The organism is Pseudomonas matsuisoli, from assembly GCF_014647635.1.
Taxonomy (GTDB): Bacteria; Pseudomonadota; Gammaproteobacteria; order Pseudomonadales; family Pseudomonadaceae; genus Pseudomonas_P; species Pseudomonas_P matsuisoli.
Window position 1 is genome coordinate 90,122 of sequence record NZ_BMPO01000002.1, and the last position, 23,903, is coordinate 114,024.

The following is a 23,903-nucleotide window of genomic DNA, read 5'->3' on the forward strand; positions in this document are numbered from 1 at the left end:
ATCGCTACTCGCTGTCTCGGAACATGTCGACGTGCAGAATCCCGGCATCGAGATATTCGGCACCTTCTGCCTGAAAGCCTAGCCGTTCGTAGAAGCGTTTGGCGTGAACCTGGGCGCTCAGGTATTGCCGCGTGAAGCCAAGACGTTCCGCTTCTTTCACCGCCGCTGAAACCAGTTGCTCGCCCGCCTTCAGGCCTCTCCAATCCTTAAGTACCGCCACGCGGCCGATGTGACCGTCCTTCAGCAGGCGCGCCGTGCCGACGGGGTAGCCGTCCTCGCACGCAAGGAAGTGGATTGCCTCGCTGTCCTCGCCATCCCATTCGAGTTCTGCGGGGACGGATTGCTCAATGACGAACACGGCTTCGCGTATGCGGCTTAGCTCTGCATAATCTGCAAGCCAGTCCGCCATGCGAACTTCGATTCTATTCATCCGCGAAGGCCAGACTTCCCTGGATCAGAAGTTCGCACAGCAGGTTGCAGGCGTCTTCGTCATCCAGCCAGACGGACAGATTATCGTGATGCAGGGCTTCCGCTGCGCAGATGAGTTTGAGGCAGTCTTTCAGACGAGCTGGCAACAGCCGGCTCTGGCCGCTCGCGAATAGCAGCACACCGAGATCGACTTCACTCCATGCCATGCGTGCGCTGGGGTTGCGAACCAGAATGGCACCGTCGGTCAGCGCCTCGCGAAGCTGGTCGACATCGATCGATTCGCCACTCACGAGCTCTGGGTAACGTGGCTCGGTCATGAACTGGCCAAACCATGTCAGTAACAGGCGCTCGTCGTTCATGTGCTCGGACAACAGCGACTTCAACCGATCCAGCGCGTCCTTTTGGATTTCATGCGGGTCATTCGCAGGTGCAAGGCCGGCGTCGGTATAGCGTTCCTCGTCGCTAAGAAACTGGGCCAGGAAATCAGTGAAGTGCGTCAGCACTTCGGCGGCGCTCGGTGCGCGGAAGCCGATCGAGTAGGTGAGGCATTCCGTTTCAGCGATACCGAAATGGGCGAGCTGTGGCGGCAGGTAAAGCATGTCGCCGGGCTCTAATACCCACTCTTCGCTTTCGGCGAAATCCGCGAGAATGCGCAGGTCGGCGTGTTCGAGCATGGTTTCTTCGCTGCTGCACATTTGTCCGACTTTCCAACGGCGTGTGCCTTGGGCTTGCAGCAGGAATACGTCGTAATTGTCAAAGTGCGGGCCGACACCGCCACCCGCCACTGCGTAGCTGACCATCACATCGTCGATTCGCCAACTTGGCAGGAAGCGAAACTGCTCGAGCAATGTGGCGACTTCGGGGACGAATTGGTCGACGGCTTGTACCAGCAGCGTCCAATCCCGTTCGGGCAGCGTGCTGAACGCGTCTTCTGCAAACGGTCCACGGCGTAGCTCCCAAGGGCGCTCGCCGTGCTCGACGATGATGCGTGACTCGACTTCTTCTTCCAGGGAAAGGCCGGCTAGCTCGTCTGCAGAGATAGGGCTTTCGAAGTCGGGGATGGCCTGGCGAATGAGCAGCGGCTTGCGTTGCCAGTAGTCGCGCAGGAATTCACGTGGGGTGATACCGCCAAGAAGCTGAACTGGTAGATCAGAATTCATTGCTAAGGCCTTGATGAATAGGTGATACCCAAAAACAAAAACGCCCGGCAGAGCCGGGCGTGGGAGGCGGTTCCGGCTAGATGCGTTTTGCCTGGTCGGCCGCGTTGCCGATGTAGCTCGCCGGCGTCAAACGATGCAGCTCGGCTTTCGCGTCTGCCGGCATGTCGAGCGAATCGATGAAGGTCTTCAGTGCGTCAGGGCTGATGCCCTTGCCGCGCGTCAATTCTTTCAGTTTTTCGTACGGGTTCTCGATAGCGTAACGGCGCATGACCGTCTGGATTGGCTCGGCCAACACTTCCCAGCAAGCGTCAAGGTCTTCGGCGATGCGCTGTTGATTAAGCTCGAGCTTGCCAATGCCTTTGAGTGACGCTTCGTAGGCAATGACGCTATGCGCGATCCCGACACCGAGATTGCGCAATACAGTCGAATCGGTAAGGTCCCGCTGCCAGCGCGAGATTGGCAGCTTGCTCGCAAGGTGCTGCAGCAAGGCGTTGGCGATGCCAAGGTTGCCTTCGGAGTTCTCGAAGTCGATAGGGTTGACTTTGTGCGGCATGGTCGAGGAGCCGATTTCGCCTGCCACAGTTTTCTGCTTGAAGTAGCCCAGAGAAATGTAGCCCCAGATATCACGGTCGAAGTCGATCAGAATCGTATTGAAGCGTGCGATGGCATCGAACAGCTCGGCGATGTAGTCGTGAGGTTCGATCTGCGTGGTGTAGGGGTTCCACTTCAGTCCAAGGTCCTGCTCTACGAATGCTTGCGCATTGGCTTCCCAGTCGACCGAAGGGTACGCAGACAGGTGGGCGTTGTAGTTACCCACCGCGCCGTTAATTTTTCCAAGTAGTGGTACCGCAGCAACCTGAGCAATTTGTCGTTCCAGGCGATGGACCACGTTTGCCAGTTCCTTGCCGAGCGTGGTTGGCGAGGCTGGCTGGCCATGGGTGCGGGACAACATGGGAACATCAGCGAACTGCACGGCGAGGGTTCTGATCGACTCCGCGATTTGGCGCATCAGCGGCAGCAGTACCTGCTCACGGCCTTCTTGCAGCATCAAGGCATGGGAGAGGTTGTTGATGTCTTCGCTCGTGCAAGCGAAGTGGATGAACTCGTTCACCGCCGCGAGCTCTGGCAGCGCTTTCGCCTGTTCTTTGAGCAGGTACTCGACCGCTTTCACGTCGTGGTTGGTCGTGCGCTCGAATTCTTTTACCCGTTCGGCGTGGGCGAGCTCGAAATTTTCCGCCAAACGATTTAACAGCGCATTCGCCTCAGTGGAAAAAGCGGGTACCTCGGGAATGCCAGCGTGATTAGCGAGCCGCTGCAGCCAACGAACTTCGACCTGAACGCGGAAGCGGATCAAGCCGTATTCACTGAAGATGGTGCGCAGAGCGCTCGTTTTGCTGGCGTAGCGGCCATCGACGGGGGAAACCGCGGTGAGCGAGGAAAGCTGCATGAGGGCGTTCTCTGGCGATCGGGCGTTAAAAAGGGCGCAGATTATACACAGCCTACCGGTGCTGTATGAAGCGTCGAACGGACCGTCCGCTCACCTGCGCATGCGTGGATAGAGTTCTTTCAAAAGCTTGCGACGGCTGAACACCAGCTGCCAGCGGTGTCCGCCAAGCTGTCGCCAAAGGAGAGCGGAGCGGATGCCGGAAAGCAGAAGGGCGCGGATTTTCGCGGCATTGGCGCTCTGTTGCAAAAAGCGCATGTCGCCTTGTACCTGAATACGCTGGCGAAACGTGCTGATGGTGTCTTCGTACAGGCCACCGCAGGACGCAAGCACGTTTTCGTGGGTGATACCGAAATGCTCGGCCTGCGACTGAATTTGGCCCAACCGGTTGCCAATGGTGTCAAGCATGTCGCCTCGTTTCGAAAGCTGGCGTTCCAGCCCGACGAGAGATAGCGCATAGCGCAGGGGTTCACGCTGGACACCGCCGGGCTCGCGCTCGAGTGCTCCGGCAAGCGCCTTGTAGCCCTCCTGAAGCTCGGTGTCATCACCGCCATAGACGTCGAGCGTTGCGCCGGGGTCGCGTATGAGCAGGCTGGAAATCATGCATGAAAGGGCCCGTTCATTTACCTGTCCAGTCCTTGCGACAAGGTCGACCAGCACGGCTGCTTGAAAAACGCCGCCTAGTGCGACTAATTGCTCCTGCGTCCGGTTCATGCGGCAGACTCCTTCATGCCTTCGCGTTCAGCTTTCTCAATGACGCCGCCGCCCAAGCAAACCTCACCGTCGTAGAACACGACGGATTGTCCAGGGGTAACGGCGCGCTGCGGTTCGTCGAATTCGACGCGATAGCCTTTATCGGTCTGATGCAGCGTGCAGGTTTGATCGCTCTGGCGATAGCGGACTTTGGCCGTAAGTGCTCTGGGGGTCGTGATCGATTGTGGGTTGACCCAGAGCACTTCGGAGACCGACAGGGCGCTCGAGTAAAGCCACGGATGTTCATTCCCCTGGCCGACGATGAGTACGTTGCGGCTCAGGTCCTTTTCCAGCACATACCATGGTTCGTCGCCAGCATCCTTCATGCCGCCAATACCCAGACCCTGACGTTGGCCGATCGTGTGGTACATCAAGCCGTGGTGGCGGCCGATGATCTCGCCATCCGTATCGATGATGTCGCCTGGTTGGGACGGCAGATATTGCTTCAGGAAATCGCTAAAACGTCGCTCTCCGATAAAGCAGATGCCAGTGGAATCCTTCTTTCTTGCAGTGGCGAGGCCGTGCTGTTCTGCCAGCGTTCGGACGGCTGGCTTCTCCAGCTCACCTACTGGAAAAAGCGTCCGCGCAATTTGCTGTCCGCCCACTGCGTGCAGGAAATAGCTTTGATCTTTATTGGCGTCGAGCCCTTTGAGTAGTTGGCTCACGCCTTCGCTGTCTCGACGACGAACATAATGCCCGGTGGCGATAAGGTCGGCGCCCAGACCAAGTGCGTAGTCTAGAAAGGCCTTGAACTTGATTTCGCGATTGCAAAGGATGTCGGGGTTAGGTGTACGCCCGGCCCGATATTCCTCGAGGAAGTGTTCGAAGACGTTGTCCCAGTACTCGGCTGCGAAGTTGGCGGTGTGTAGCTTGATTCCGAGTCGGTCGGCGACCGCCTGAGCGTCCGCTAAGTCCTCTTTCGCAGTGCAATATTCGGTGCCGTCGTCCTCTTCCCAGTTCTTCATGAACAGGCCTTCGACGTGGTAGCCCTGCTGTTGCAGAAGCAAGGCCGAGACTGAGGAGTCCACACCGCCGGACATTCCGACAATGACGTGTTTGCCGTTCAAGGGTAGCGCCTCTTCATTTCATGATCATCGACAGGGGATAGCGATGCCCTGTCAGATACTGTTCGATTGCTTCGAGCACCATGGGGCTGCGTAAGCGGGATGACTCGGCACGAATCTCGTCCAGGCTTAGCCAGAGCGCACGATCGATATCGGCGTCGAGTTCGTACGCGGGGTCGTGCGCGAGGGGCGTCGCGTGGAACGTCGTACGGTAATAGGTCACGCCGTTGGAAGGTGCCTTGTACAGTCCGATCCCGACGATACCGTCGATGCGTACGTGCCAGCCTGTTTCTTCCAGGGTCTCGCGTACCGCAGCATCCACTAGCGCCTCATCTGGCTCCAGATGGCCCGCGGGTTGATTGAGTACTTTTCGACCGGCTTTGGTTTCCTCGACGAGCAAAAAGCGGCCGGCCTGTTCGATAACCGTGGCGACGGTTACGTGTGCATGCCAATTCATCGTTGAGCCTGTGGCGAAAAGTGGAGAAGTATAAACGCTCCGTTGGCTGCGTAAAAACGAAACCCCGGCGGATGCCGGGGTTTCATCATGCTATAGCGGGTTGGGCCCGCAAGCTTACGAACGCATCAAGCGAGCTTCGCTAGCGCGTCGTTCAAAGTGTTGCTTGGGCACATGGCCTTGCTGGCGAGTTCGCCGTTCGGGTGGTAATACCCGCCGATCTCAACAGGCTTGCCCTGCGCGTTGTTCAGCTCATCGATGATCTTGCCTTCGTTCTCGGTCAGGAATTTCGCGATATCGCGGAATTCATTCTGAAGGTTTGTATCCTCGGATTGCTCAGCCAGCGCCTGAGCCCAATACAGAGCCAGGTAGAAGTGGCTGCCGCGGTTGTCCAGCTCACCCACTTTGCGCGACGGCGACTTGTTGCTGTCGAGGAAGCTGCCATTGGCTTTATCCAGTGTCGCGGCCAGCACCTTGGCTTTGGCGTTGTCGTAGGTCGAACCCAGGTGTTCGAGCGACGCCGCCAGCGCGAGGAACTCGCCGAGTGAATCCCAGCGCAGATGGTTTTCCTGAACGAACTGTTGAACGTGCTTCGGGGCAGAGCCGCCAGCGCCGGTTTCGAACAGGCCGCCGCCGTTCATGAGCGGTACGATCGACAGCATTTTCGCGCTGGTGCCCAGTTCCATGATCGGGAACAGGTCGGTCAGGTAATCGCGCAGAACGTTGCCGGTGACGGAAATGGTGTCTTGTCCCTGGCGGATGCGCTCGAGCGAGAAGCGAGTTGCCTCTACAGGCGACAGCGTACGAATATCGAGGCCGTTGGTGTCGTGATCCTTCAGGTACTTTTCAACCTTGGCGATCACCTGGGCATCGTGCGCACGGTTAGCGTCGAGCCAGAACACTGCGGGCGTGCCGCTGGCGCGAGCGCGATTGACAGCCAATTTCACCCAATCCTGAATCGGGGCGTCCTTGGTCTGGCACATGCGCCAGATGTCGCCCGCTTCGACGGGTTGTTCGAAGATCACGTCGCCGTTGTCGTTGGTGACACGAACAGTACCGTCCATTGGAATCTGGAACGTCTTGTCGTGCGAGCCGTATTCCTCCGCTTTCTGAGCCATGAGGCCAACGTTCGGCACGCTGCCCATCGTCGAAGGGTCGAAGGCGCCATTTTTCTTGCAGTCGTCAATAACGGCTTGATAGATGCCGGCGTAGCAGCGATCCGGAATGATGGCCTTGGTATCTTGCAGGTCGCCTTGCGCGTTCCACATCTTGCCGGAGTCGCGGATCATGGCGGGCATCGAAGCGTCGACGATCACATCGCTCGGTACGTGAAGGTTGGTGATGCCTTTATCAGAGTTCACCATCGCAAGCTTCGGACGCGACTGGTATTGCGCGTCGATGTCCGCCTTGATTTCGGACTGGACGGCTTCAGGGAGATCCGGCAGTCGTGCGTAGAGGTCGCCGATACCGTTGTTGCGGTCGAAACCGGCACCCTTGAGCGTTTGCTCGTGCTTGGCCAGTACGTCCTTGTAGAACTCGTCTACGACGATGCCGAACATGATGGGGTCGGACACCTTCATCATGGTGGCCTTCAGGTGCAAGGAGAACAGCACGTCCTTGGCTTTGGCATCTTCGATTTCGCTGCGAACGAACGCGGCCAGTGCCTTGCGGCTCATTACCGCGGCGTCGATGATTTCGCCGGCCTTGACCGCTGTTTTTTCCTTGAGAACCTTAGCGCTGCCGTCTTTACCGATCAGCTCGATCTTCACATTGCCAGCATTGGCGACGGTGGCGGATTTCTCGCTGCCGTAGAAGTCGCCATCGCTCATGTGCGCGACGTGGGACTTCGAGTCGGTACTCCAGGCACCCATGCGGTGTGGATGCTTGCGTGCATAATTCTTGACGGACAGCGGCGCACGACGGTCAGAGTTACCTTCGCGCAATACAGGGTTTACGGCGCTACCCTTGATCTTGTCGTAGCGGGCCTTGATGTCTTTCTCGGAGTCGTTTTGCGGGGCATCCGGATAATCCGGCAACTTGTATCCCTGCGCTTGTAGCTCCTTGATCGCAGCTTTCAGCTGGGGCACGGAAGCGCTGATGTTTGGAAGCTTGATGATGTTCGCTTCGGGGGTTGTAGCCAGCTCGCCAAGTTCGGCAAGGTGATCGGAAATCTTTTGATCTTCGCTGAGATGTTCTGGGAAGGTGGCAATGATGCGACCTGCCAGGGAGATGTCGCGGGTCTCTACAGCGATACCTGACGAGCGAGTGAACGCTTTGATGATGGGCAGCAGCGAATAGGTCGCGAGAGCAGGCGCTTCGTCGGTCAGCGTATAGATGATTTTCGGCGTGGTGGACATGTTTTTCGTTTACCCCTCTTTTATCACAGCATTTGCACGAATCTTGATCGGCTCGCTTTGGCTGGTGTGCGTGGCGAGCATCATGAGCGCAGGTGAAACTCGAGATTCATCGGCGGAATTCAATTGGGCAGGCTCGTCGCCTAGGTATCGATCTCCATAGAAGCACCGAATAGGACCATCCGGTCAGAGGCAATCTCTTAACCTGCCGGCCTGGTGATCGCGGCGGAGTATAGCAGCGCCATTAGCGTTTCGCATTGACCCGAATGGCGGCGAAGGGTAGGGGGAGAACAAAGAACGGGTGGGTGCGCGCGGGATATCCCGAGCGTGCTGTCTCGTCGAAAACAAGACAGCACGCGGAGGATCGGCTGGCATCAAAGAGAGATCAGGCTTCCGCCGTAGCTGCCTGTGGAATGGATGTAGTCTGGGCGGGAACGGTGTCTTCTGTCACGACTGGGCTGATATTGATGGCATGTAGGCCCTTAGGGCCTTGCACGATTTCGAATTTCACCGGTTGGCCGGCTTTCAATGTTTTGTAGCCCTCCATTTGAATGGCGGAGTAATGAGCGAACAAATCCTCATCCCGACCTTCAGCCAACACGAATCCGTAGCCTTTGGCATTGTTGAACCACTTGACCTTGCCGCTAAGCATACCGACTTCCCTCTGCAAAGGACCCCATCACTGGAGTATGATCCGTTTCGTCGCCGTACGAAGCCGTGCCTTCGCCGGGACCCGAAACCCTCAATGGGTGTTCATTGGTTTTATCACCCTTTTGTCGGGTGTCAAGGCCATGTGAAGGACCGCTCGGCAGTATCTCGCCAGGGTCCATACAATTTTCCATCTATAGCCACCTGCGAACGACTTTACCTTATGCGCTCTACTACCCAGATTCGGCTAATCTCCAATCAGAGTCATCCTGATGGCTACGAAGACGATTCCAGCGGTCTGGCGATCCAGGAAGCCAAGCCAGAGTTGAAGGCGCCACCGATGTATAGAGTGGTAATGTTCAACGATGATTACACGCCGATGGATTTCGTCGTCGAGGTGCTGGAGTCGATTTTCGCGATGAATCGCGAGCAAGCCACGCGAGTCATGCTGACGGTCCATTCCGAAGGAAAAGCGGTGTGTGGCACATTTACTCGAGATGTGGCTGAAACCAAGGCTGAGCAAGTCAATCAATATGCTAGGGAAAGCCATCATCCATTGCTCTGCGAAATTGAGAAAGAAGGCTAAACAACGCGCTTGATTCTCGAGCGCAGAGCCCCCACAAAGTGTTGAGTTGCGCCGGGCATTTGTGTTTTCGTCGAGTACGATCAGGTGTGCGTCGCTCGACGCGTTCGGTGGCAAGGCGTTGCCATCCAGATCAGGTTCCAAAGCGGCGACCGCTTGGTAAGAGGTGAAGCATGTTGAACCGTGAGCTAGAAGTCACTCTCAATCTCGCTTTCAAAGAGGCTCGAGCCAAGCGGCACGAGTTCATGACGGTTGAGCATTTATTATTGGCGCTGCTTGATAACGAGGCTGCGGCTACGGTGCTTCGCGCCTGTGGTGCAAGCCTGGACAAGTTGAGGCATGAGCTGCAGGAGTTCATCGACTCGACGACTCCTCTCATTCCTCAACACGACGAAGATCGCGAAACCCAGCCAACGTTGGGGTTCCAGCGCGTATTGCAGCGCGCCGTGTTTCACGTCCAAAGTTCCGGCAAGCGTGAAGTCACAGGGGCTAATGTCCTCGTGGCAATTTTCAGCGAGCAGGAGAGTCAGGCCGTATTTCTCCTCAAGCAGCAGAGCGTAGCGCGTATAGATGTCGTGAATTTCATCGCGCATGGCATTTCCAAGGTGCCGGGCCACGGCGAGCAAGGCGATAGCGAGCCAGAGGCTCAAGATGACGAAGGCGGTGAGACCGCGGCAGCTGGCCAGCCTCTGGAGGCATACGCGTCGAATTTGAATGAGGCCGCTCGGCAAGGCCGTATCGACCCGCTGGTCGGTCGTGAGTCCGAGGTAGAGCGTGTTGCGCAGATCCTAGCGCGTCGGCGCAAGAACAACCCGCTGCTAGTAGGCGAAGCGGGTGTTGGTAAAACGGCGATTGCCGAAGGCTTGGCCAAGCGAATCGTCGATGGGATGGTGCCGGATATCCTTTCCGATAGCGTCGTTTATTCCCTTGACTTAGGTGCATTGCTCGCGGGAACGAAATATCGCGGCGACTTCGAGAAGCGCTTCAAGGCGTTACTGAACGAGCTGCGCAAGCGGCCTCACGCAATTCTGTTCATTGATGAAATCCACACGATCATTGGCGCTGGCGCAGCGTCGGGCGGCGTGATGGATGCGTCCAACCTGCTCAAACCATTGCTATCGTCTGGGGAAATCCGCTGCATCGGGTCCACGACGTTCCAGGAATTCCGCGGGATTTTCGAAAAGGACCGCGCGCTCGCACGACGCTTCCAAAAGGTAGATGTCGTCGAGCCTTCCGTCGAAGACACGATCGGAATTCTCAAGGGCTTGAAAGGGCGCTTCGAGCAGCATCACCACATCGAATACAGCGATGAAGCGCTCCGCGTCGCGGCAGAGCTGGCAGCTCGTTATATCAATGATCGTCATATGCCCGACAAGGCAATTGATGTAATTGACGAAGCGGGCGCTTACCAACAGCTTCAGCCAGAAAGCAAGCGTGTCAAGCGTATCGAAGTCGAGCAGGTGGAGGACATCGTAGCGAAAATCGCGCGCATCCCACCTAAGAGCGTTAGCAGCTCCGATAAAGAGCTTCTGCGCAATCTTGAGCGCGATCTGAAGCTGACAGTCTTCGGGCAGAACGATGCTATCGATTCGCTTTCGACGGCCATCAAGTTGTCCCGAGCGGGCCTGAAGCAGCCCGACAAACCTGTAGGGTCGTTCCTGTTCGCCGGTCCAACCGGGGTCGGCAAGACCGAAGTGGCCAGGCAGCTTTCGAAAGCATTGGGTATCGATCTGGTGCGCTTTGACATGTCTGAGTACATGGAGCGGCATACGGTGTCCCGCTTGATCGGTGCGCCGCCGGGGTATGTTGGCTTCGATCAAGGCGGGTTGCTGACCGAAGCGATCACCAAAACTCCGCACTGCGTTTTGCTACTTGATGAAATCGAGAAGGCGCACCCAGAGGTGTTCAACCTTCTGTTGCAGGTGATGGATCACGGTACATTGACGGACAACAACGGCCGCAAAGCTGATTTCCGCAATGTCATCCTCATCATGACGACCAACGCTGGGGCTGAGACGGCGGCTCGCGCATCAATCGGGTTCACGCATCAGGACCATTCCACTGATGCAATGGAAGTCATCAAGAAGAGCTTCACACCGGAATTCCGCAACCGTTTGGATACCATCATTCAGTTCGGTCGTCTGAGCCATGAAGTGATCAAGAGCATCGTGGACAAGTTCCTAGTTGAGCTTCAAGCTCAACTGGAGGACAAGCACGTGCAGCTCGAGGTCAGCGATGCGGCGCGCGGCTGGTTGGGTGAGCGTGGCTACGATGTGCAAATGGGCGCGCGCCCAATGTCACGCTTGATTCAGGACAAGATCAAGCGTCCGCTTGCAGAGCAGATTCTGTTCGGGGAATTGGCTGAGCACGGTGGGGTGGTACACATTGATCTCGAAGGCGACGAGCTGACATTCGACTATGAGATCACGGCTGCCGAGCCGGCCTGATCGTTAGCGCTGCGTAGTAAGCAAAACGCCCGGTGGATTCCGGGCGTTTTCGTATGGGCTGACGGCTACTTCAGCGGGCGCGGTAAGTAATGCGGCCCTTGCTCAGGTCATACGGCGTCAATTCCACACGAACCTTGTCGCCAGTGAGAATACGAATGTAGTTCTTGCGCATTTTTCCGGAGATATGCGCGGTAACGACGTGCCCATTTTCCAACTCCACACGAAACATGGTGTTAGGCAGGGTGTCGACGACAGTGCCTTCCATTTCGAAGCTGTCTTCTTTCGACATGCAGTAAAACCCTCGATCTTTATGGATGGCCACGCGGTAAATGTCCGCGGGCAAAAACGGCAAATATTGTGCCCGAAAAGCCGCAGAGCTGCCAGTGCCTCAGGTCAGGGTGACCCAACGCTGATTGACGTGAAGCTCAATGGGGCGATATTCAGTCTTATAGTTCATTTTCCGGCAGTTCTTGATCCAGTAGCCCAGGTAGACGGCATTCAGCCCAAGCCGTCTGGCTTCCGCGATCTGCCAAAGTATTGCGAAGCGCCCCAGGCTGCGACGTTCTTCATCTGGGTCGTAGAAGGTGTATACCGCCGAAAGACCATTGGGCAACACGTCCGTAACCGCAACGGCAATGAGCCGTCCCTCGAGCCTGAACTCGAAGAAGCGGCAAAAAGACAGATCCCTGACCAGGAACGTGGAGAACTGTTCTCGGCTGGGTGGGTACATATCACCGTCGGCATGGCGTTCTTCGATGTAGCGGGAATAGAGCGCGTAATACTCTTCGGTAAAGCGTGGCTTCATTGCCGCCACCTGAACGCTTACGTTGCGCTTCAGGATCCGCTTTTGTTGCCTGTTCGGTTGGAAGTCCGCGCTGGGTATTCGTGCCGGAATGCAGCCATTGCACTGCTGGCAGTGAGGACGATAGAGGTGGTCGCCGCTGCGGCGAAAGCCGACTTCCGATAGGTCGGCATAGACCTTCACATCCATCGGCTGGCTTGGATCCAGGAACAGCGTGGTCGCTTGTTCGTCCGGCAAGTAGCTGCATGGATGAGGCTGGGTGGCGTAAAACCTAAGGCGTGCCAGCTCGGTCATGATGAGGTCTCGGGTCGACTGCCGTCAGTGTAGCCAGCTGTCGAGTGATCGCCTAGATCAGCCAGTCCGCGCTGGTCGGCTCGTCGAGGTCTTTTCCCAAGTAGCCGGCGAACTCGCGGCGAGTAATGGGGCGGGCGCCGAAGCTTTGCAGGTGATCGGTGGGCATTTGGCAGTCGATGAGGCTGAATCCCCAGGCCTGCAGTTTGGTGACCAGTGTCACGAACGCGATTTTGGAAGCATTGTCCGTTCGGCTGAACATCGACTCGCCAAAGAACAGTCGTCCCATGGCAAGGCCGTAGAGACCACCAACCAATTCGTCGTCTCGCCATACCTCGACAGAATGCGCGATGCCGCGCTCATGCAATGAAAGATACGCACGCTGCATCGGCGTGGTGATCCAGGTGCCATCCGTATAATCACGTGGCGCGGCGCATCCTTGAATGACACCTTGGAAATCACGATCGAAGGAGAGCGTAAAGGAATGCTTGCGTAACGCTTTGCTAAGGCTTCTCGAGACGTGAAGCTCATGCGGCAGCAACACCGTCCGCGGATCAGGAGACCACCATAAAATGGGTTGGCCGTCCTGATACCAGGGAAAGCACCCGTGGCGATACGCTTCCAGCAAACGTTCGGGCGAGAGATCCCCGCCCGCGGCCAGTAGGCCGTTGGGCTCGCGTAGTGCGCTTTCCAGAGGAGGGAAATCCAGTGAATCGCGTTTCAGCCAGGTGAGCATATGAGACAGGGATCAGCTATCGAGAAACTTCTCGGCATCGAGGGCCGCCATGCAGCCTGCTGCCGCCGACGTAATGGCCTGACGATAGACATGGTCAGCGACATCGCCCGCGGCAAAGACGCCTTCAATACTCGTGGTTGTCGCATCGCCTTCGCCGCCGCCTCTGACGATTACGTAACCGTCGCGCATCTCCAGCTGACCTTTGAACAGATCCGTGTTCGGCTTGTGACCAATAGCAATGAAGACGCCCGCGAGCGGAAGATCCGTGGTCGTATTATCCAGCACATTGCGAATGCGCGCGCCAGTGACGCCAGTCTGGTCGCCTAACACCTCGTCCAGTGAGTGATTCCAGTGCAGGCGTACGTTGCCGTTGGCGGCTTTGTCGAACAGCTTGTCCTGGAGAATCTTCTCGGCCCGAAGCTTGTCGCGCCGATGGATGAGATGCACTTCACGGGCAATATTCGACAAGTACAGCGCTTCCTCGACTGCAGTGTTTCCGCCCCCGATCACGCACACGACCTGATTGCGATAAAAGAAACCATCGCAGGTTGCGCAGGCCGACACACCTTTGCCTGCGAACGCCTCCTCGGAGGGGAGGCCGAGGTACTGTGCCGATGCACCCGTTGCGATGATCAGCGCGTCGCAGGTGTAGGTGCCGCTATCGCCTTTCAGTGTAAAGGGCCTCTTCTGCAACTCGGCCGTATGGATATGGTCGTACACCATCGCCGTATCGAAGCGCTCCGCATGTTTTTGCATGCGCTCCATTAGCAAAGGGCCCGTCAGCCCTTCTGGGTCGCCGGGCCAGTTATCGACTTCGGTCGTCGTGGTCAGCTGACCGCCCGGCTGGATACCTGTGATGATGGTCGGCTTGAGGTTGGCCCGCGCGGCGTAGACCGCTGCGGTGTAGCCCGCAGGGCCCGAGCCGAGGATGATCAGTTGCGAATGCTTGACGTCGCTCATAGAAAGACTCCATAAGTCTTTGTCATTAAAGGGGTTGCATGCTCAAATTCAGCACTTTCGGTTGGCACGTATGCTACACGGAACCTGGCGCAATCGCTAAGTGGGCGCATAGAGGTCTACTGTGTTCACCGATCCGCTCAGACATGGGCAGCGCTTGGTCAAAGCCGTACAATAGCGATCGCCGATAGACACATGAAATTGAAAGCGCCTATGGCGCAGGAAAAGCCGCGTTTTGAAAAACTCTACCGCATCTGCTCGTAAGCCGGACTGGCGCGATCAGCTGACCGTTCGTTTGAAAGAAGGCGCTCTGATCGCGCTGGGCGCATTCTGTGTGTACTTATGGATGGCGCTGCTCACCTACAATCCTTCTGATCCCGGCTGGACACACACCAGTGCCGTGCAGGACGTGCACAACGCAGCCGGTAGGGCAGGGGCGTGGTCCGCCGATATTTTGTTCATGGTGCTGGGCTACTTCGCATATGTGTTCCCGCTGCTACTGGCGATCAAGACCCTGCAGGTATTCCGTGCGCGCCATGAACCTTGGCAGTGGAGCGGTTGGCTGTTTTCGTGGCGCTTGATCGGGCTCGTTTTTCTGATTCTGTCTGGCTCGGCACTCGCGTTCATTCATTTCCACTCTGCGTCGGGCATGCCTGCCTCGGCAGGTGGCGCACTTGGCCAAAGCCTTGGCCAAGTGGCAATCAACGCGCTTAACGTTCAGGGCAGCACGCTCGTCTTTCTTGCTGTTTTCCTCTTTGGCTTGACGGTCTTCGCCGACCTTTCCTGGTTCCGCGTAATGGATCTCACCGGAAAGATCGCGTTGGACCTTGTTGAGCTCGTCCAGACCGGCTTTAGTCGCTGGTGGAGTGCGCGTTCAGAGCGCAAGCAGATGCTTGCACAATTGCGTGAAGATGATGTGCCGCCCATGCCGGCGAAGCCCTCCAAACACGAGCCGGCTAGAGCCAAGGAACCCGTCCTCGAGCGGGCGGAGCCACCGATCGAGTCCTTTCCCGTTGTGGAGCGAGAAAAGGAGAAGGAGAAACGCAGCGCGCCAGTCATTTCCGCCCCTGTGCCCAGCAAACTCGCTGAGCCCAGTAAGCGTGCGATTAAGGAAAAGCAAACGCCGCTGTTCGTGGATGCCGCTATTGACGGAACGGTCCCACCCATTTCCTTGCTCGACCCCGCGGAAAAGAAACAAAAGAGTTACTCGCCCGAATCTCTGGAGTCGATGTCCCGCCTGCTCGAGATCAAGCTCAAAGAGTTTGGGGTCGAGGTTACCGTAGAGGGCGTTTACCCAGGGCCAGTGATCACGCGTTTCGAGATTCAGCCCGCAGCGGGTGTAAAGGTCAGCCGAATCTCTAATCTGGCGAAAGACCTCGCTCGCTCGCTCGCGGTGATCAGCGTTCGTGTCGTTGAAGTCATTCCGGGTAAAACGACGGTGGGTATCGAGATTCCTAACGAAGACCGCCAGATGGTCAGGTTCTCCGAGGTGCTGGAGTCGTCGGCCTATGATGACGCGAAGTCGCCGGTCACCTTGGCGTTGGGCCATGATATCGGGGGTAATCCCATCATCGCCGACCTGGCGAAGATGCCCCACTTGCTGGTGGCGGGTACTACCGGTTCCGGTAAATCCGTCGGCGTGAACGCAATGTTGCTATCGATCCTCTTCAAGTCGACGCCCGAAGAAGCGCGTTTGATCATGATCGACCCGAAGATGCTGGAATTGTCTATCTACGAGGGTATTCCGCACCTGCTATGTCCGGTTGTGACCGACATGAAGGAAGCGGCCAATGCTCTACGTTGGAGCGTTGCCGAGATGGAGCGACGCTATAAGCTGATGGCTGCCATGGGTGTCAGGAACCTTGCAGGGTTCAACCGCAAGGTCAAGGACGCGGAAGAGGCGGGCACCCCCCTTACCGATCCACTCTATCGTCGCGAAAGCATGGAAGACGAAGCGCCGCTGCTGAAGACCTTGCCCACAATCGTTGTGGTCGTCGATGAATTCGCCGACATGATGATGATTGTCGGCAAGAAGGTAGAAGAGCTGATCGCACGTATCGCGCAGAAAGCGCGGGCGGCAGGCATCCATCTCATTCTCGCGACGCAGCGTCCATCGGTGGACGTGATCACTGGCCTGATTAAAGCGAACATTCCGACGCGCATGGCGTTTCAGGTGTCCAGCAAGATTGACTCTCGAACGATTCTTGACCAGGGCGGCGCTGAGCAACTTCTTGGGCACGGTGACATGCTTTACTTGCCGCCCGGCACAGGCTTGCCCATCCGCGTGCATGGCGCCTTCGTTTCCGACGATGAAGTGCATCGCACGGTGGAAGCCTGGAAGCTTCGTGGGGCGCCTGATTACATCGAAGATATCTTAGCTGGAGCAGACGAAGGCTCTGGGGGCGGTAGCGCCGAAGGCGGCGGTGAGGGCAGCGAAGGGAGTGAAGAAGATCCTCTCTACGATGAAGCGGTCCGTTTCGTGACAGAGAGTCGGCGAGCGTCTATTTCCTCTGTCCAGCGCAAGCTCAAGATCGGCTATAACAGGGCCGCACGCATGATCGAGGCCATGGAAATGGCGGGTGTCGTGACGTCGATGAATACCAATGGCTCGCGCGAGGTTATCGCGCCAGCGCCTATCCGCGATTGAACCGATGAGGCTATCTTTGATGCGTACGATTCGCACACTCTTGTTTTGTCTCCTGGGTTTGGGATTGATGCCCGCGCATGCGGATGAAGCGGCGGTCAAACGCCTCACGCAATTGCTCGGCAAGGTCGAGACGTTGAATGGGCGGTTCTCCCAGCTAACCCTAGATGGCTCGGGTACCAGCCTTCAGGAAAATGCGGGGGAAATGACGCTGAAAAGACCGGGGCTGTTTCGCTGGCACACGGACGCGCCGATGGAGCAATTACTTGTTTCCGATGGCAAGCAAGTGTGGCTTTACGATCCGGACCTTGAGCAGGTAACCGTTCGCGCCCTCGATCAGCGGCTCACGCATACTCCAGCGCTGTTGCTATCGGGTGATGTTTCCCAAATAAGCAACAGCTTCGATATCTCCTATAAGGAGTCCAGCGGCGTCGTGGATTTCGAGCTCAAGCCCAAAGCGCGCGACACCTTGTTCGACAGCCTGAGAATGTCGTTCCGCCAGGGCGTGATCAACGACATGCAACTGATCGACAGCGCTGGGCAACGCACGAACATTCTGTTCAGCGGGCTCAAGGTCAACACGCCTGTGGAACAGTCCCAGTTCACCTTCAAGGTGCCCGAGGGTGCCGACGTTATCCAAGAGTAACGAGGGCTAGCATTGGACCTGTTCGGTTCTCGTCCAATTGCCCAGCCGCTGGCTGCAAGGCTTCGTGCGACGACATTGGACGAATATGTCGGACAGGAGCATGTGCTGGCACCTGGCAAACCGCTTCGCGACGCCCTTGAGCAGGGCGCATTGCATTCGATGATTTTCTGGGGGCCGCCGGGGGTTGGAAAAACCACGCTGGCCCGCTTGCTCGCGCAAGTAACGGACGCCCATTTCGAGACGATTTCCGCGGTTCTTTCCGGGGTAAAGGAAATTCGCCAGTCAGTGGAAATGGCTCGGCAGCAAGCCGCGCAGTATGGGCGCCGTACGATCCTTTTCGTGGATGAGGTCCATCGCTTCAACAAGAGCCAGCAAGATGCCTTTCTTCCCTATGTCGAAGACGGAACGCTGATCTTCATCGGTGCGACCACGGAAAACCCGTCGTTCGAATTGAACAACGCCTTGCTCTCACGCGCCCGGGTGTACGTGTTGAAAAGCCTGACGGAAGAGGCGATGCGCAAACTGGTGCAGCGAGCGCTGACGGAGGCGAAAGGGCTAGGTGATCGTCACTTGGAGTTGCCGGAGGCGAGTTTTCAGATGCTTCGCGCTGCGGCCGATGGGGACGGGCGGCGGCTATTGAATCTACTGGAAAACGCGGCTGACCTCGTTGATGACGGCGGGGTCATCTCCGCAGAGTTGCTCGGTAATCTGCTTGGCGATGCGCGCAGACGTTTCGACAAAGGAGGCGAAGCCTTCTACGACCAGATATCGGCGCTCCATAAATCGGTACGAGGCTCCAATCCAGACGGCGCTCTATATTGGTTCGCAAGAATGCTCGATGGAGGATGCGACCCTCTTTACATTGCACGCCGTGTCGTTCGCATGGCCAGTGAAGATATTGGCAACGCAGACCCCAGGGCACTGGCCGTGTGCATTTCCGCGTGGGATGTCCAGGAACGTCTCGGTAGCCCTGAAGGGGAGCTCGCCGTTGCCCAGGCCATCGTCTATTTGGCGTGTGCGCCGAAAAGCAATGCGGTGTACACCGCCTTCAAGACGGCCATGAGAGATGCAGCTGACAATGGCTCGCTGGATGTCCCGCTGCATCTGCGCAATGCGCCTACGAAGTTGATGAAGTCCCTTGGTTACGGCGACGAATACCGCTACGCCCATGATGAGCCGGACGCCTATGCCGCAGGCGAAGATTATTTCCCTGAAGAAATGGCGCCACAGCAATACTACCGCCCGGTTCCGAGGGGCCTTGAGTTGAAGATCGGCGAAAAACTCCGGCATCTCGACGCACTAGACCAAGCCAGCCCTGTACAAAGGCGACCCAGATGATCGCGATGATCGCCGCCGTCGCTGCGGGCGGTGCACTAGGGACCCTGCTGCGTTTTGCGACCAGCCATTTGGTCAACGCTCACTGGCCACAGCATTTCTACACCGCAACGCTGGCCGTTAACATCGTCGGCTGCTTGTTGATCGGATACGTGTACGGGATATTCATGCTGCGTCCCGAAATCCCACTGATCGTCAGGTCCGCCATGATGGTAGGCTTTCTCGGCGGCTTGACCACCTTCTCATCGTTTTCCCTAGATACGCTGCGCTTGCTTGAAACCGGACAGCTGCCATTGGCCATGCTTTACGCTGGAACGAGTGTCGTAGGCGGTTTACTTGCCACTTGGATCGGTCTGTCCCTGACTAAACTCTAGATACGAGAATTAAAATGCTTGACCCCAAACTGATACGCAACCAATTACAGGATGTAGCCACTCGACTAGGCACTCGGGGTTACGAGCTGGATGTTTCGCGTATCGAATCGCTTGAAGCGCGGCGTAAATCCGTTCAAACCAGGACGGAGCAGCTACAGGCCGAACGCAATGCGCGCTCCAAGTCGATCGGGCAGGCGAAACAGCGGGGCGAGGACATTGCGCCGCTGATGGCAGATGTCGATCGCCTTGCAGCTGAACTCGAAACGGGGAAGCGTGAGCTTGATGACATTCAAGTCGAACTCGACAGCATTCTGCTGAGCTTGCCTAACCTTCCCGATGAGAGCGTTCCGCTAGGCGCAGGCGAAGAAGAAAACGTCGAGGTCCGTCAGTGGGGCACGCCGCGGCAGTTCGATTTCGACGTACGCGATCATGTAAGCCTAGGCGAGCAATTTGGCTGGTTGGATTTCGAATCGGCTGCGAAGTTGTCCGGCGCCCGCTTCGCTGTGATGCGCGGGCCTATCGCGCGACTGCACCGAGCGCTTGCCCAATTCATGATCAACCTTCATACCGCCGAGCACGGGTATGAGGAGACGTATACACCTTATCTGGTACAAGCACCGGCATTGCAGGGGACCGGACAACTTCCGAAATTCGAGGAAGACTTGTTCAAGATCACCCGCGAAGGCGAAGCGGATTTCTATCTGATTCCTACCGCTGAAGTGTCTCTGACGAATCTCGCAGCGGGGCACATACTCGACGCCAAGCAGCTCCCTATGAAACTCGTCGCTCACACGCCTTGTTTCCGCAGTGAAGCGGGCGCCTCCGGGCGCGATACGCGTGGAATGATTCGCCAGCATCAATTCGATAAGGTCGAAATGGTACAGGTCGTCGAAGCCGGTAAATCGTTCGAAGCACTGGAAGAGTTGACCTCCCATGCAGAGCGTATTCTGCAATTGCTGGAATTGCCGTATCGCGTACTGACGCTGTGTACGGGGGATATGGGCTTTAGCGCCACGAAAACTTACGACCTCGAGGTATGGGTCCCCAGTCAAGACAAATACAGGGAAATTTCGTCTTGCTCCAATTGCGGCGATTTCCAGGCGCGCAGGATGCAAGCCCGATACCGCAACCCGGAAACCGGAAAACCCGAACTCGTGCACACACTCAATGGCTCGGGTTTGGCGGTAGGCCGAACGCTGGTCGCGGTACTGGAAAATTATCAGCAAGCGGATGGTTCGATTCTCGTGCCCGAAGTGTTGAAGCCCTACATGGCGGGAATCGACCGGATCGGTTGAGAGTCGCGACAAGGTGTCACAAGGTAGTCAATGCGAGTCGGCCTGGAGCCGACTCGTCTTTTTTCGATCAGGCGTTTGGTGAGTGCGATGGAATTCCTTCCCCTTTTTCATAAGCTGAGCGGGCGCAAGGTGCTGCTGGTCGGCGGTGGCGACATTGCCCTTCGCAAAGGGCGCTTGTTAGCTGAGGCCGGAGCCGTGCTGACAGTCGTGTCTCCTGAGATCGAAGAGGAATTGGAAGGTTTGGTGTTGGCAGGGGGTGGGCAGGTCATACGTCGCGGCTATCAGCCCGAAGACCTGCAATCGACTTGTCTTGCGATTGCCGCGACCGATGATGAGTCGATCAACTCAGCAGTGTCGGCGCAGGCTCAGGCGTCGGGCATTCCGGTGAACGTCGTGGATGCGCCTGCGTTGTGTAGTGTCATTTTCCCCGCCATCGTGGACCGTTCACCACTGATCGTTGCGGTCTCCAGTGGAGGTGACGCGCCGGTTCTGGCCCGCCTGGTTCGGGCAAAGATCGAGACTTGGCTACCCGCCACGTACGGCCGCCTGGCGCAATTGGGGCAGCGATTCCGTAGCCGCGTGAAGAATCGATTCCCAGATGTACGTGAGCGTCGGATCTTCTGGGAGGGCGTCTTTCAGGGGAGCGTGGCAGAGCGAGTGTTTGCCGGTCGGCAGGATGAAGCCGAGCGCTTGCTCGAGGCGGCGCTTGCAGGCACCGCTCCGCTTTCGGGGGGCGAGGTTTATCTTGTGGGCGCGGGGCCCGGTGATCCCGATCTGCTCACGTTCCGTGCCTTGCGCCTGATGCAACAGGCTGACGTTGTGCTCTATGACCGCTTGGTGGCGCCGGCTATCGTCGATTTGTGTCGTCGTGACGCCGATCGGATCTATGTCGGGAAGCGGCGTGCGGATCATGCTGTACCGCAAGAACAGATCAATGCGCTGCTCGTAAAACTTGCGCTCGAAGGCAAGCGCGTGCTGCGCCTGAAAGGTGGCGATCCTTTCATCTTCGGACGGGGTGGCGAGGAGATCGAACAGCTCGCGGCACAGGGTATTCCGTTTCAGGTCGTCCCAGGGATCACGGCAGCGTCGGGCTGCGCATCGTACGCAGGCATCCCGTTGACTCACCGCGATCACGCGCAATCGGTTCGGTTCGTCACTGGCCACCTGAAGAACAATAGCTTCGACCTGCCATGGTCCGAACTGGTCGCGAAGGGCCAGACAGTCGTGTTCTACATGGGGCTGGTTGGGCTACCGACGATATGCCAGGCGCTCATTCGTCATGGCCGGGCGGCTGACACCCCGGCAGCACTGATCCAGCAGGGTACGACGGCGAATCAGCGTGTTTTTTGCGGCACACTCGCCAATCTGCCTGCTCTGGTAGAGCAACACGAGGTGCACGCGCCTACCTTGGTGATCGTGGGAGAAGTCGTAACGCTACGAGAAAAACTTGCGTGGTTCGAGGGCATGAGTGAGTCCCAGGCATAGCTGGAGCCTAGCGCCCGGTTTTCACGAACAAGCCGGAGCCTGGAAGGGCAGCACGATCATGAGGTTGCTCCAGCCCGGTGTCCGGCCCTTTGGGCACGATGCCGGTTGGATTGATATTGCGATGACTCATGTAGTAGTGGTTCTTGATGTGCACGAAATCGACAGTGTCGGCTATTCCTGGCCACTGGTAGATCTCGCGCATCCAATTTGCCAGATGAGGGTAGTCCGCAATCTGCCGGAGATTGCATTTGAAATGCCCGTGGTAGACCGGGTCGAATCGTATGGCGGTAGTGAAAAGCCGTATATCCGCCTCGGTCAGGACCGTACCCGCCAGATAGCGATTCGTGCTTAGGTGGTCCTCCAGCCAATCGAGTGTTTCGAAAAGTTGGTCGAAAGCTTCTTCGTAAGCCGTTTGGCTCGTCGCGAATCCCGCCCGGTATACGCCATTGTTCACCGTTGGATAGATCCGTTCGTTTAGCGCATCGATGGTCGCGCGCAACGGCTCGGGGTACAGGTCGATGTCAGAGCCTGTCAGGTCATCGAATGCCTCATTGAAGATGCGCAGTATGTCAGACGATTCGTTATTGACGATTCGCTGCTCCTTGCGATCCCAAAGCACTGGGACTGTGACTCGGCCAGTGTATTCGGGGTCGTCAGCGGTGTAGCGCTCGTACAGAAAGTGTGCGCCTTCCAACGTATCTTCCGTCGAGCCGTCGCGGGTGTCGAACGTCCAGCCGTTTTCGGCCATCAGCCAGCTCACGACGGATACCGATACGATCGATTCGAGGTTCTTGAGACGCCTGGCAATCAGTGTCCGATGGGCCCACGGGCAGGCAAGCGAAACGTAGAGGTGATAGCGGTCACGCTCTGGGAGAAAGAGCGCGCCTTCTGAGCGGGAGATCGCGTGGCGACGTTGGGACTGTTCGCGCTGAAAGCTGCCCCGGTCGTCATTTTCATACCAGCGGTCCTGCCATTGCCCTTTAACGAGTAGTCCCACGATAGCTCCACGTTCAGATTCGGCGGGTGTCCCAATAAGAGCGCGCGCGCGTGAAAGCGTTCTCCCGATCATCGCCCAAGCTTCTGAGCGCCAGGGCCATGGTCGCGACGGTGGCCAGTTCGCCATAGCTGTCCTGGGTGTTGCCTTGCCATATCTTCAAAAGGTAGTCGGGGTCGAGCGTAGAGGGCTTTACATGGCGTTGCTCTGTCAGGCTCGGCCAGTGCTCATCCCAGTTCTGGCCGTTCGCCGTTCCGTAGAGGTGGCCGTTGGCATCGGGATTGATCTCGATCTCGCCACCTTCGCCCTTGACGACGACCGCCGTGTCGCCCAGCAACGACGACGCCTGGCGGTGAACGTCCTGGTAGCCTGGGTGAAAAATGCTCTGCAGCCCGCAGGTAGCTGAGGCTGGGTTCAATAGGCGTGCCAGCGAGTGAATAGGGGAGCGTAGTCCGAGCACGCTGCGCATATCGATCATGTGCTGCAGCCGCGGCATCCAGGCCTCGAGGGGAATGAACGCGTGGCTATGTTGCTCCAGAGCCGCGGCTACGCTCTGCCAATCCTGGCAATAGGGGATGTCGAGGTGCGTCAACAGCTGCTCGGTGTAGAGCCTTCCTGGGGTGTGAGGGCCACCCCCATGAATGAGAATTCGGACACCGTTTTGTGCCAGGCAGCGTATCGCCAGGAGGTACCAGGGGAGGTGGCGTTTCTTTCCCGCATAGCTCGGCCAGTCGAGGTCTACCGACATTGCGGGTACCGCGAGTCGCGCTCTGACCGCGTCAGTGAAGCCCGCGAGCTCTTCGGCCGTTTCCTCCTTGTGCCGGAGCAACATGAGGAAAGCGCCCAGCTGGGCTTCTTCTGTCTCACCATCAAGGAGCATGCCCATGGCGTCACGCGCTTCCTCGCGGGTCAGTCCACGCGCACCGCGTTTGCCTTTGCCGAGAATACGGATGTACTGCGCAAAGGGATGTTCGTCGGGTACCACGAGTTTCATGGCTGCTTCGGGCT

Annotated in this window: 22 protein-coding genes; 8 read left to right on the forward strand and 14 right to left on the reverse strand. The window is 57.5% G+C overall.

Annotated features, from left to right (window positions below):
• Positions 1–4: 4 nt before the first annotated feature.
• The 8 genes from IEY47_RS03915 to cspD all read right to left on the reverse strand — a co-directional run bounded on the left by IEY47_RS03915 (position 5) and on the right by cspD (position 8,310).
• Positions 5–430: a GNAT family N-acetyltransferase gene (locus tag IEY47_RS03915; protein WP_188981861.1), complete on the reverse strand. Its 426-nt coding sequence runs from the start codon at positions 428–430 to the stop codon at positions 5–7.
• Positions 423–1,589, reverse strand: coding sequence for a ribosomal protein uL16 3-hydroxylase (locus IEY47_RS03920; protein WP_188981862.1), 1,167 nt, complete (start codon positions 1,587–1,589; stop codon positions 423–425). The genes IEY47_RS03915 and IEY47_RS03920 overlap by 8 nt, the downstream gene beginning before the upstream one ends.
• 76 nt (positions 1,590–1,665) lie before the next feature.
• Positions 1,666–3,036 carry an adenylosuccinate lyase gene (purB, locus tag IEY47_RS03925; RefSeq protein ID WP_188981863.1) on the reverse strand — a complete coding sequence of 457 codons (1,371 nt, stop codon included), beginning with the start codon at positions 3,034–3,036 and terminating at the stop codon, positions 1,666–1,668.
• Positions 3,037–3,126: 90 nt separating this feature from the next.
• Positions 3,127–3,747, reverse strand: a complete 621-nt coding sequence (gene hflD / locus IEY47_RS03930; RefSeq protein WP_188981864.1) for a high frequency lysogenization protein HflD — start codon at positions 3,745–3,747, stop codon at positions 3,127–3,129.
• Positions 3,744–4,853: a tRNA 2-thiouridine(34) synthase MnmA gene (gene mnmA, locus IEY47_RS03935; protein WP_188981865.1), complete on the reverse strand. Its 1,110-nt coding sequence runs from the start codon at positions 4,851–4,853 to the stop codon at positions 3,744–3,746. The genes hflD and mnmA overlap by 4 nt, the downstream gene beginning before the upstream one ends.
• Positions 4,854–4,866: 13 nt before the next feature.
• Complete coding sequence (locus IEY47_RS03940; protein ID WP_188981866.1) at positions 4,867–5,307, reverse strand: NUDIX hydrolase; 441 nt, start codon at positions 5,305–5,307, stop codon at positions 4,867–4,869.
• 125 nt (positions 5,308–5,432) lie between these two features.
• Positions 5,433–7,661: an NADP-dependent isocitrate dehydrogenase gene (locus IEY47_RS03945; protein ID WP_188981867.1), complete on the reverse strand. Its 2,229-nt coding sequence runs from the start codon at positions 7,659–7,661 to the stop codon at positions 5,433–5,435.
• A gap of 382 nt (positions 7,662–8,043) precedes the next feature.
• Positions 8,044–8,310, reverse strand: a complete 267-nt coding sequence (cspD, locus tag IEY47_RS03950) for a cold shock domain-containing protein CspD (RefSeq protein ID WP_373293513.1) — start codon at positions 8,308–8,310, stop codon at positions 8,044–8,046.
• Positions 8,311–8,529: 219 nt separating this feature from the next.
• Between cspD and clpS the strand changes: the two genes are divergently transcribed.
• Positions 8,530–8,892, forward strand: coding sequence for an ATP-dependent Clp protease adapter ClpS (clpS, locus tag IEY47_RS03955; protein WP_188981868.1), 363 nt, complete (start codon positions 8,530–8,532; stop codon positions 8,890–8,892).
• A 170-nt stretch (positions 8,893–9,062) separates the two neighbouring features.
• Positions 9,063–11,336 carry an ATP-dependent Clp protease ATP-binding subunit ClpA gene (gene clpA / locus IEY47_RS03960; RefSeq protein WP_188981869.1) on the forward strand — a complete coding sequence of 758 codons (2,274 nt, stop codon included), beginning with the start codon at positions 9,063–9,065 and terminating at the stop codon, positions 11,334–11,336.
• Positions 11,337–11,406: 70 nt separating this feature from the next.
• On the opposite strand, the gene infA is transcribed toward clpA, so the two are convergent.
• The 4 genes from infA to trxB form a co-directional block, all read right to left on the reverse strand.
• Entirely contained in the window at positions 11,407–11,625 is a 219-nt protein-coding gene (gene infA / locus IEY47_RS03965; RefSeq protein ID WP_002553999.1) for a translation initiation factor IF-1, read from the reverse strand.
• A 99-nt stretch (positions 11,626–11,724) separates the two neighbouring features.
• Positions 11,725–12,432 (reverse strand): arginyltransferase, encoded by a 708-nt coding sequence (locus tag IEY47_RS03970; RefSeq protein WP_188981870.1) that lies wholly within the window; start codon positions 12,430–12,432, stop codon positions 11,725–11,727.
• Positions 12,433–12,484: 52 nt separating this feature from the next.
• Complete coding sequence (aat, locus tag IEY47_RS03975) at positions 12,485–13,165, reverse strand: leucyl/phenylalanyl-tRNA--protein transferase (RefSeq protein ID WP_188981871.1); 681 nt, start codon at positions 13,163–13,165, stop codon at positions 12,485–12,487.
• A gap of 12 nt (positions 13,166–13,177) precedes the next feature.
• The gene (trxB, locus tag IEY47_RS03980) at positions 13,178–14,125 is read right to left on the reverse strand and encodes a thioredoxin-disulfide reductase (protein WP_188981872.1); all 948 of its coding nucleotides are present in this window, start codon (positions 14,123–14,125) and stop codon (positions 13,178–13,180) included.
• Positions 14,126–14,357: 232 nt separating this feature from the next.
• Between trxB and ftsK the strand changes: the two genes are divergently transcribed.
• From ftsK to cysG, 6 genes are all read left to right on the forward strand, one after another.
• On the forward strand, positions 14,358–16,769 hold the full coding sequence (gene ftsK / locus IEY47_RS03985) for a DNA translocase FtsK (protein WP_188981873.1): 2,412 nt from the start codon (positions 14,358–14,360) through the stop codon (positions 16,767–16,769).
• 19 nt (positions 16,770–16,788) lie between these two features.
• Positions 16,789–17,412, forward strand: a complete 624-nt coding sequence (gene lolA / locus IEY47_RS03990) for an outer membrane lipoprotein periplasmic chaperone LolA (protein ID WP_188981874.1) — start codon at positions 16,789–16,791, stop codon at positions 17,410–17,412.
• A gap of 12 nt (positions 17,413–17,424) precedes the next feature.
• Complete coding sequence (locus IEY47_RS03995) at positions 17,425–18,750, forward strand: replication-associated recombination protein A (protein WP_188981875.1); 1,326 nt, start codon at positions 17,425–17,427, stop codon at positions 18,748–18,750.
• Positions 18,747–19,121 (forward strand): fluoride efflux transporter CrcB, encoded by a 375-nt coding sequence (gene crcB / locus IEY47_RS04000; RefSeq protein WP_188981876.1) that lies wholly within the window; start codon positions 18,747–18,749, stop codon positions 19,119–19,121. The genes IEY47_RS03995 and crcB overlap by 4 nt, the downstream gene beginning before the upstream one ends.
• Before the next feature lie 14 nt (positions 19,122–19,135).
• The gene (serS, locus tag IEY47_RS04005) at positions 19,136–20,416 is read left to right on the forward strand and encodes a serine--tRNA ligase (protein ID WP_188981877.1); all 1,281 of its coding nucleotides are present in this window, start codon (positions 19,136–19,138) and stop codon (positions 20,414–20,416) included.
• 87 nt (positions 20,417–20,503) lie between these two features.
• On the forward strand, positions 20,504–21,901 hold the full coding sequence (cysG, locus tag IEY47_RS04010; protein ID WP_188981878.1) for a siroheme synthase CysG: 1,398 nt from the start codon (positions 20,504–20,506) through the stop codon (positions 21,899–21,901).
• A 7-nt stretch (positions 21,902–21,908) separates the two neighbouring features.
• Here cysG and IEY47_RS04015 read toward each other — a convergent pair whose 3' ends face one another.
• Positions 21,909–22,898 carry a glutathione S-transferase family protein gene (locus tag IEY47_RS04015; protein WP_188981879.1) on the reverse strand — a complete coding sequence of 330 codons (990 nt, stop codon included), beginning with the start codon at positions 22,896–22,898 and terminating at the stop codon, positions 21,909–21,911.
• A 13-nt stretch (positions 22,899–22,911) separates the two neighbouring features.
• Complete coding sequence (locus IEY47_RS04020; protein WP_188981880.1) at positions 22,912–23,889, reverse strand: glycosyl transferase family protein; 978 nt, start codon at positions 23,887–23,889, stop codon at positions 22,912–22,914.
• Positions 23,890–23,903 lie beyond the last annotated feature (14 nt).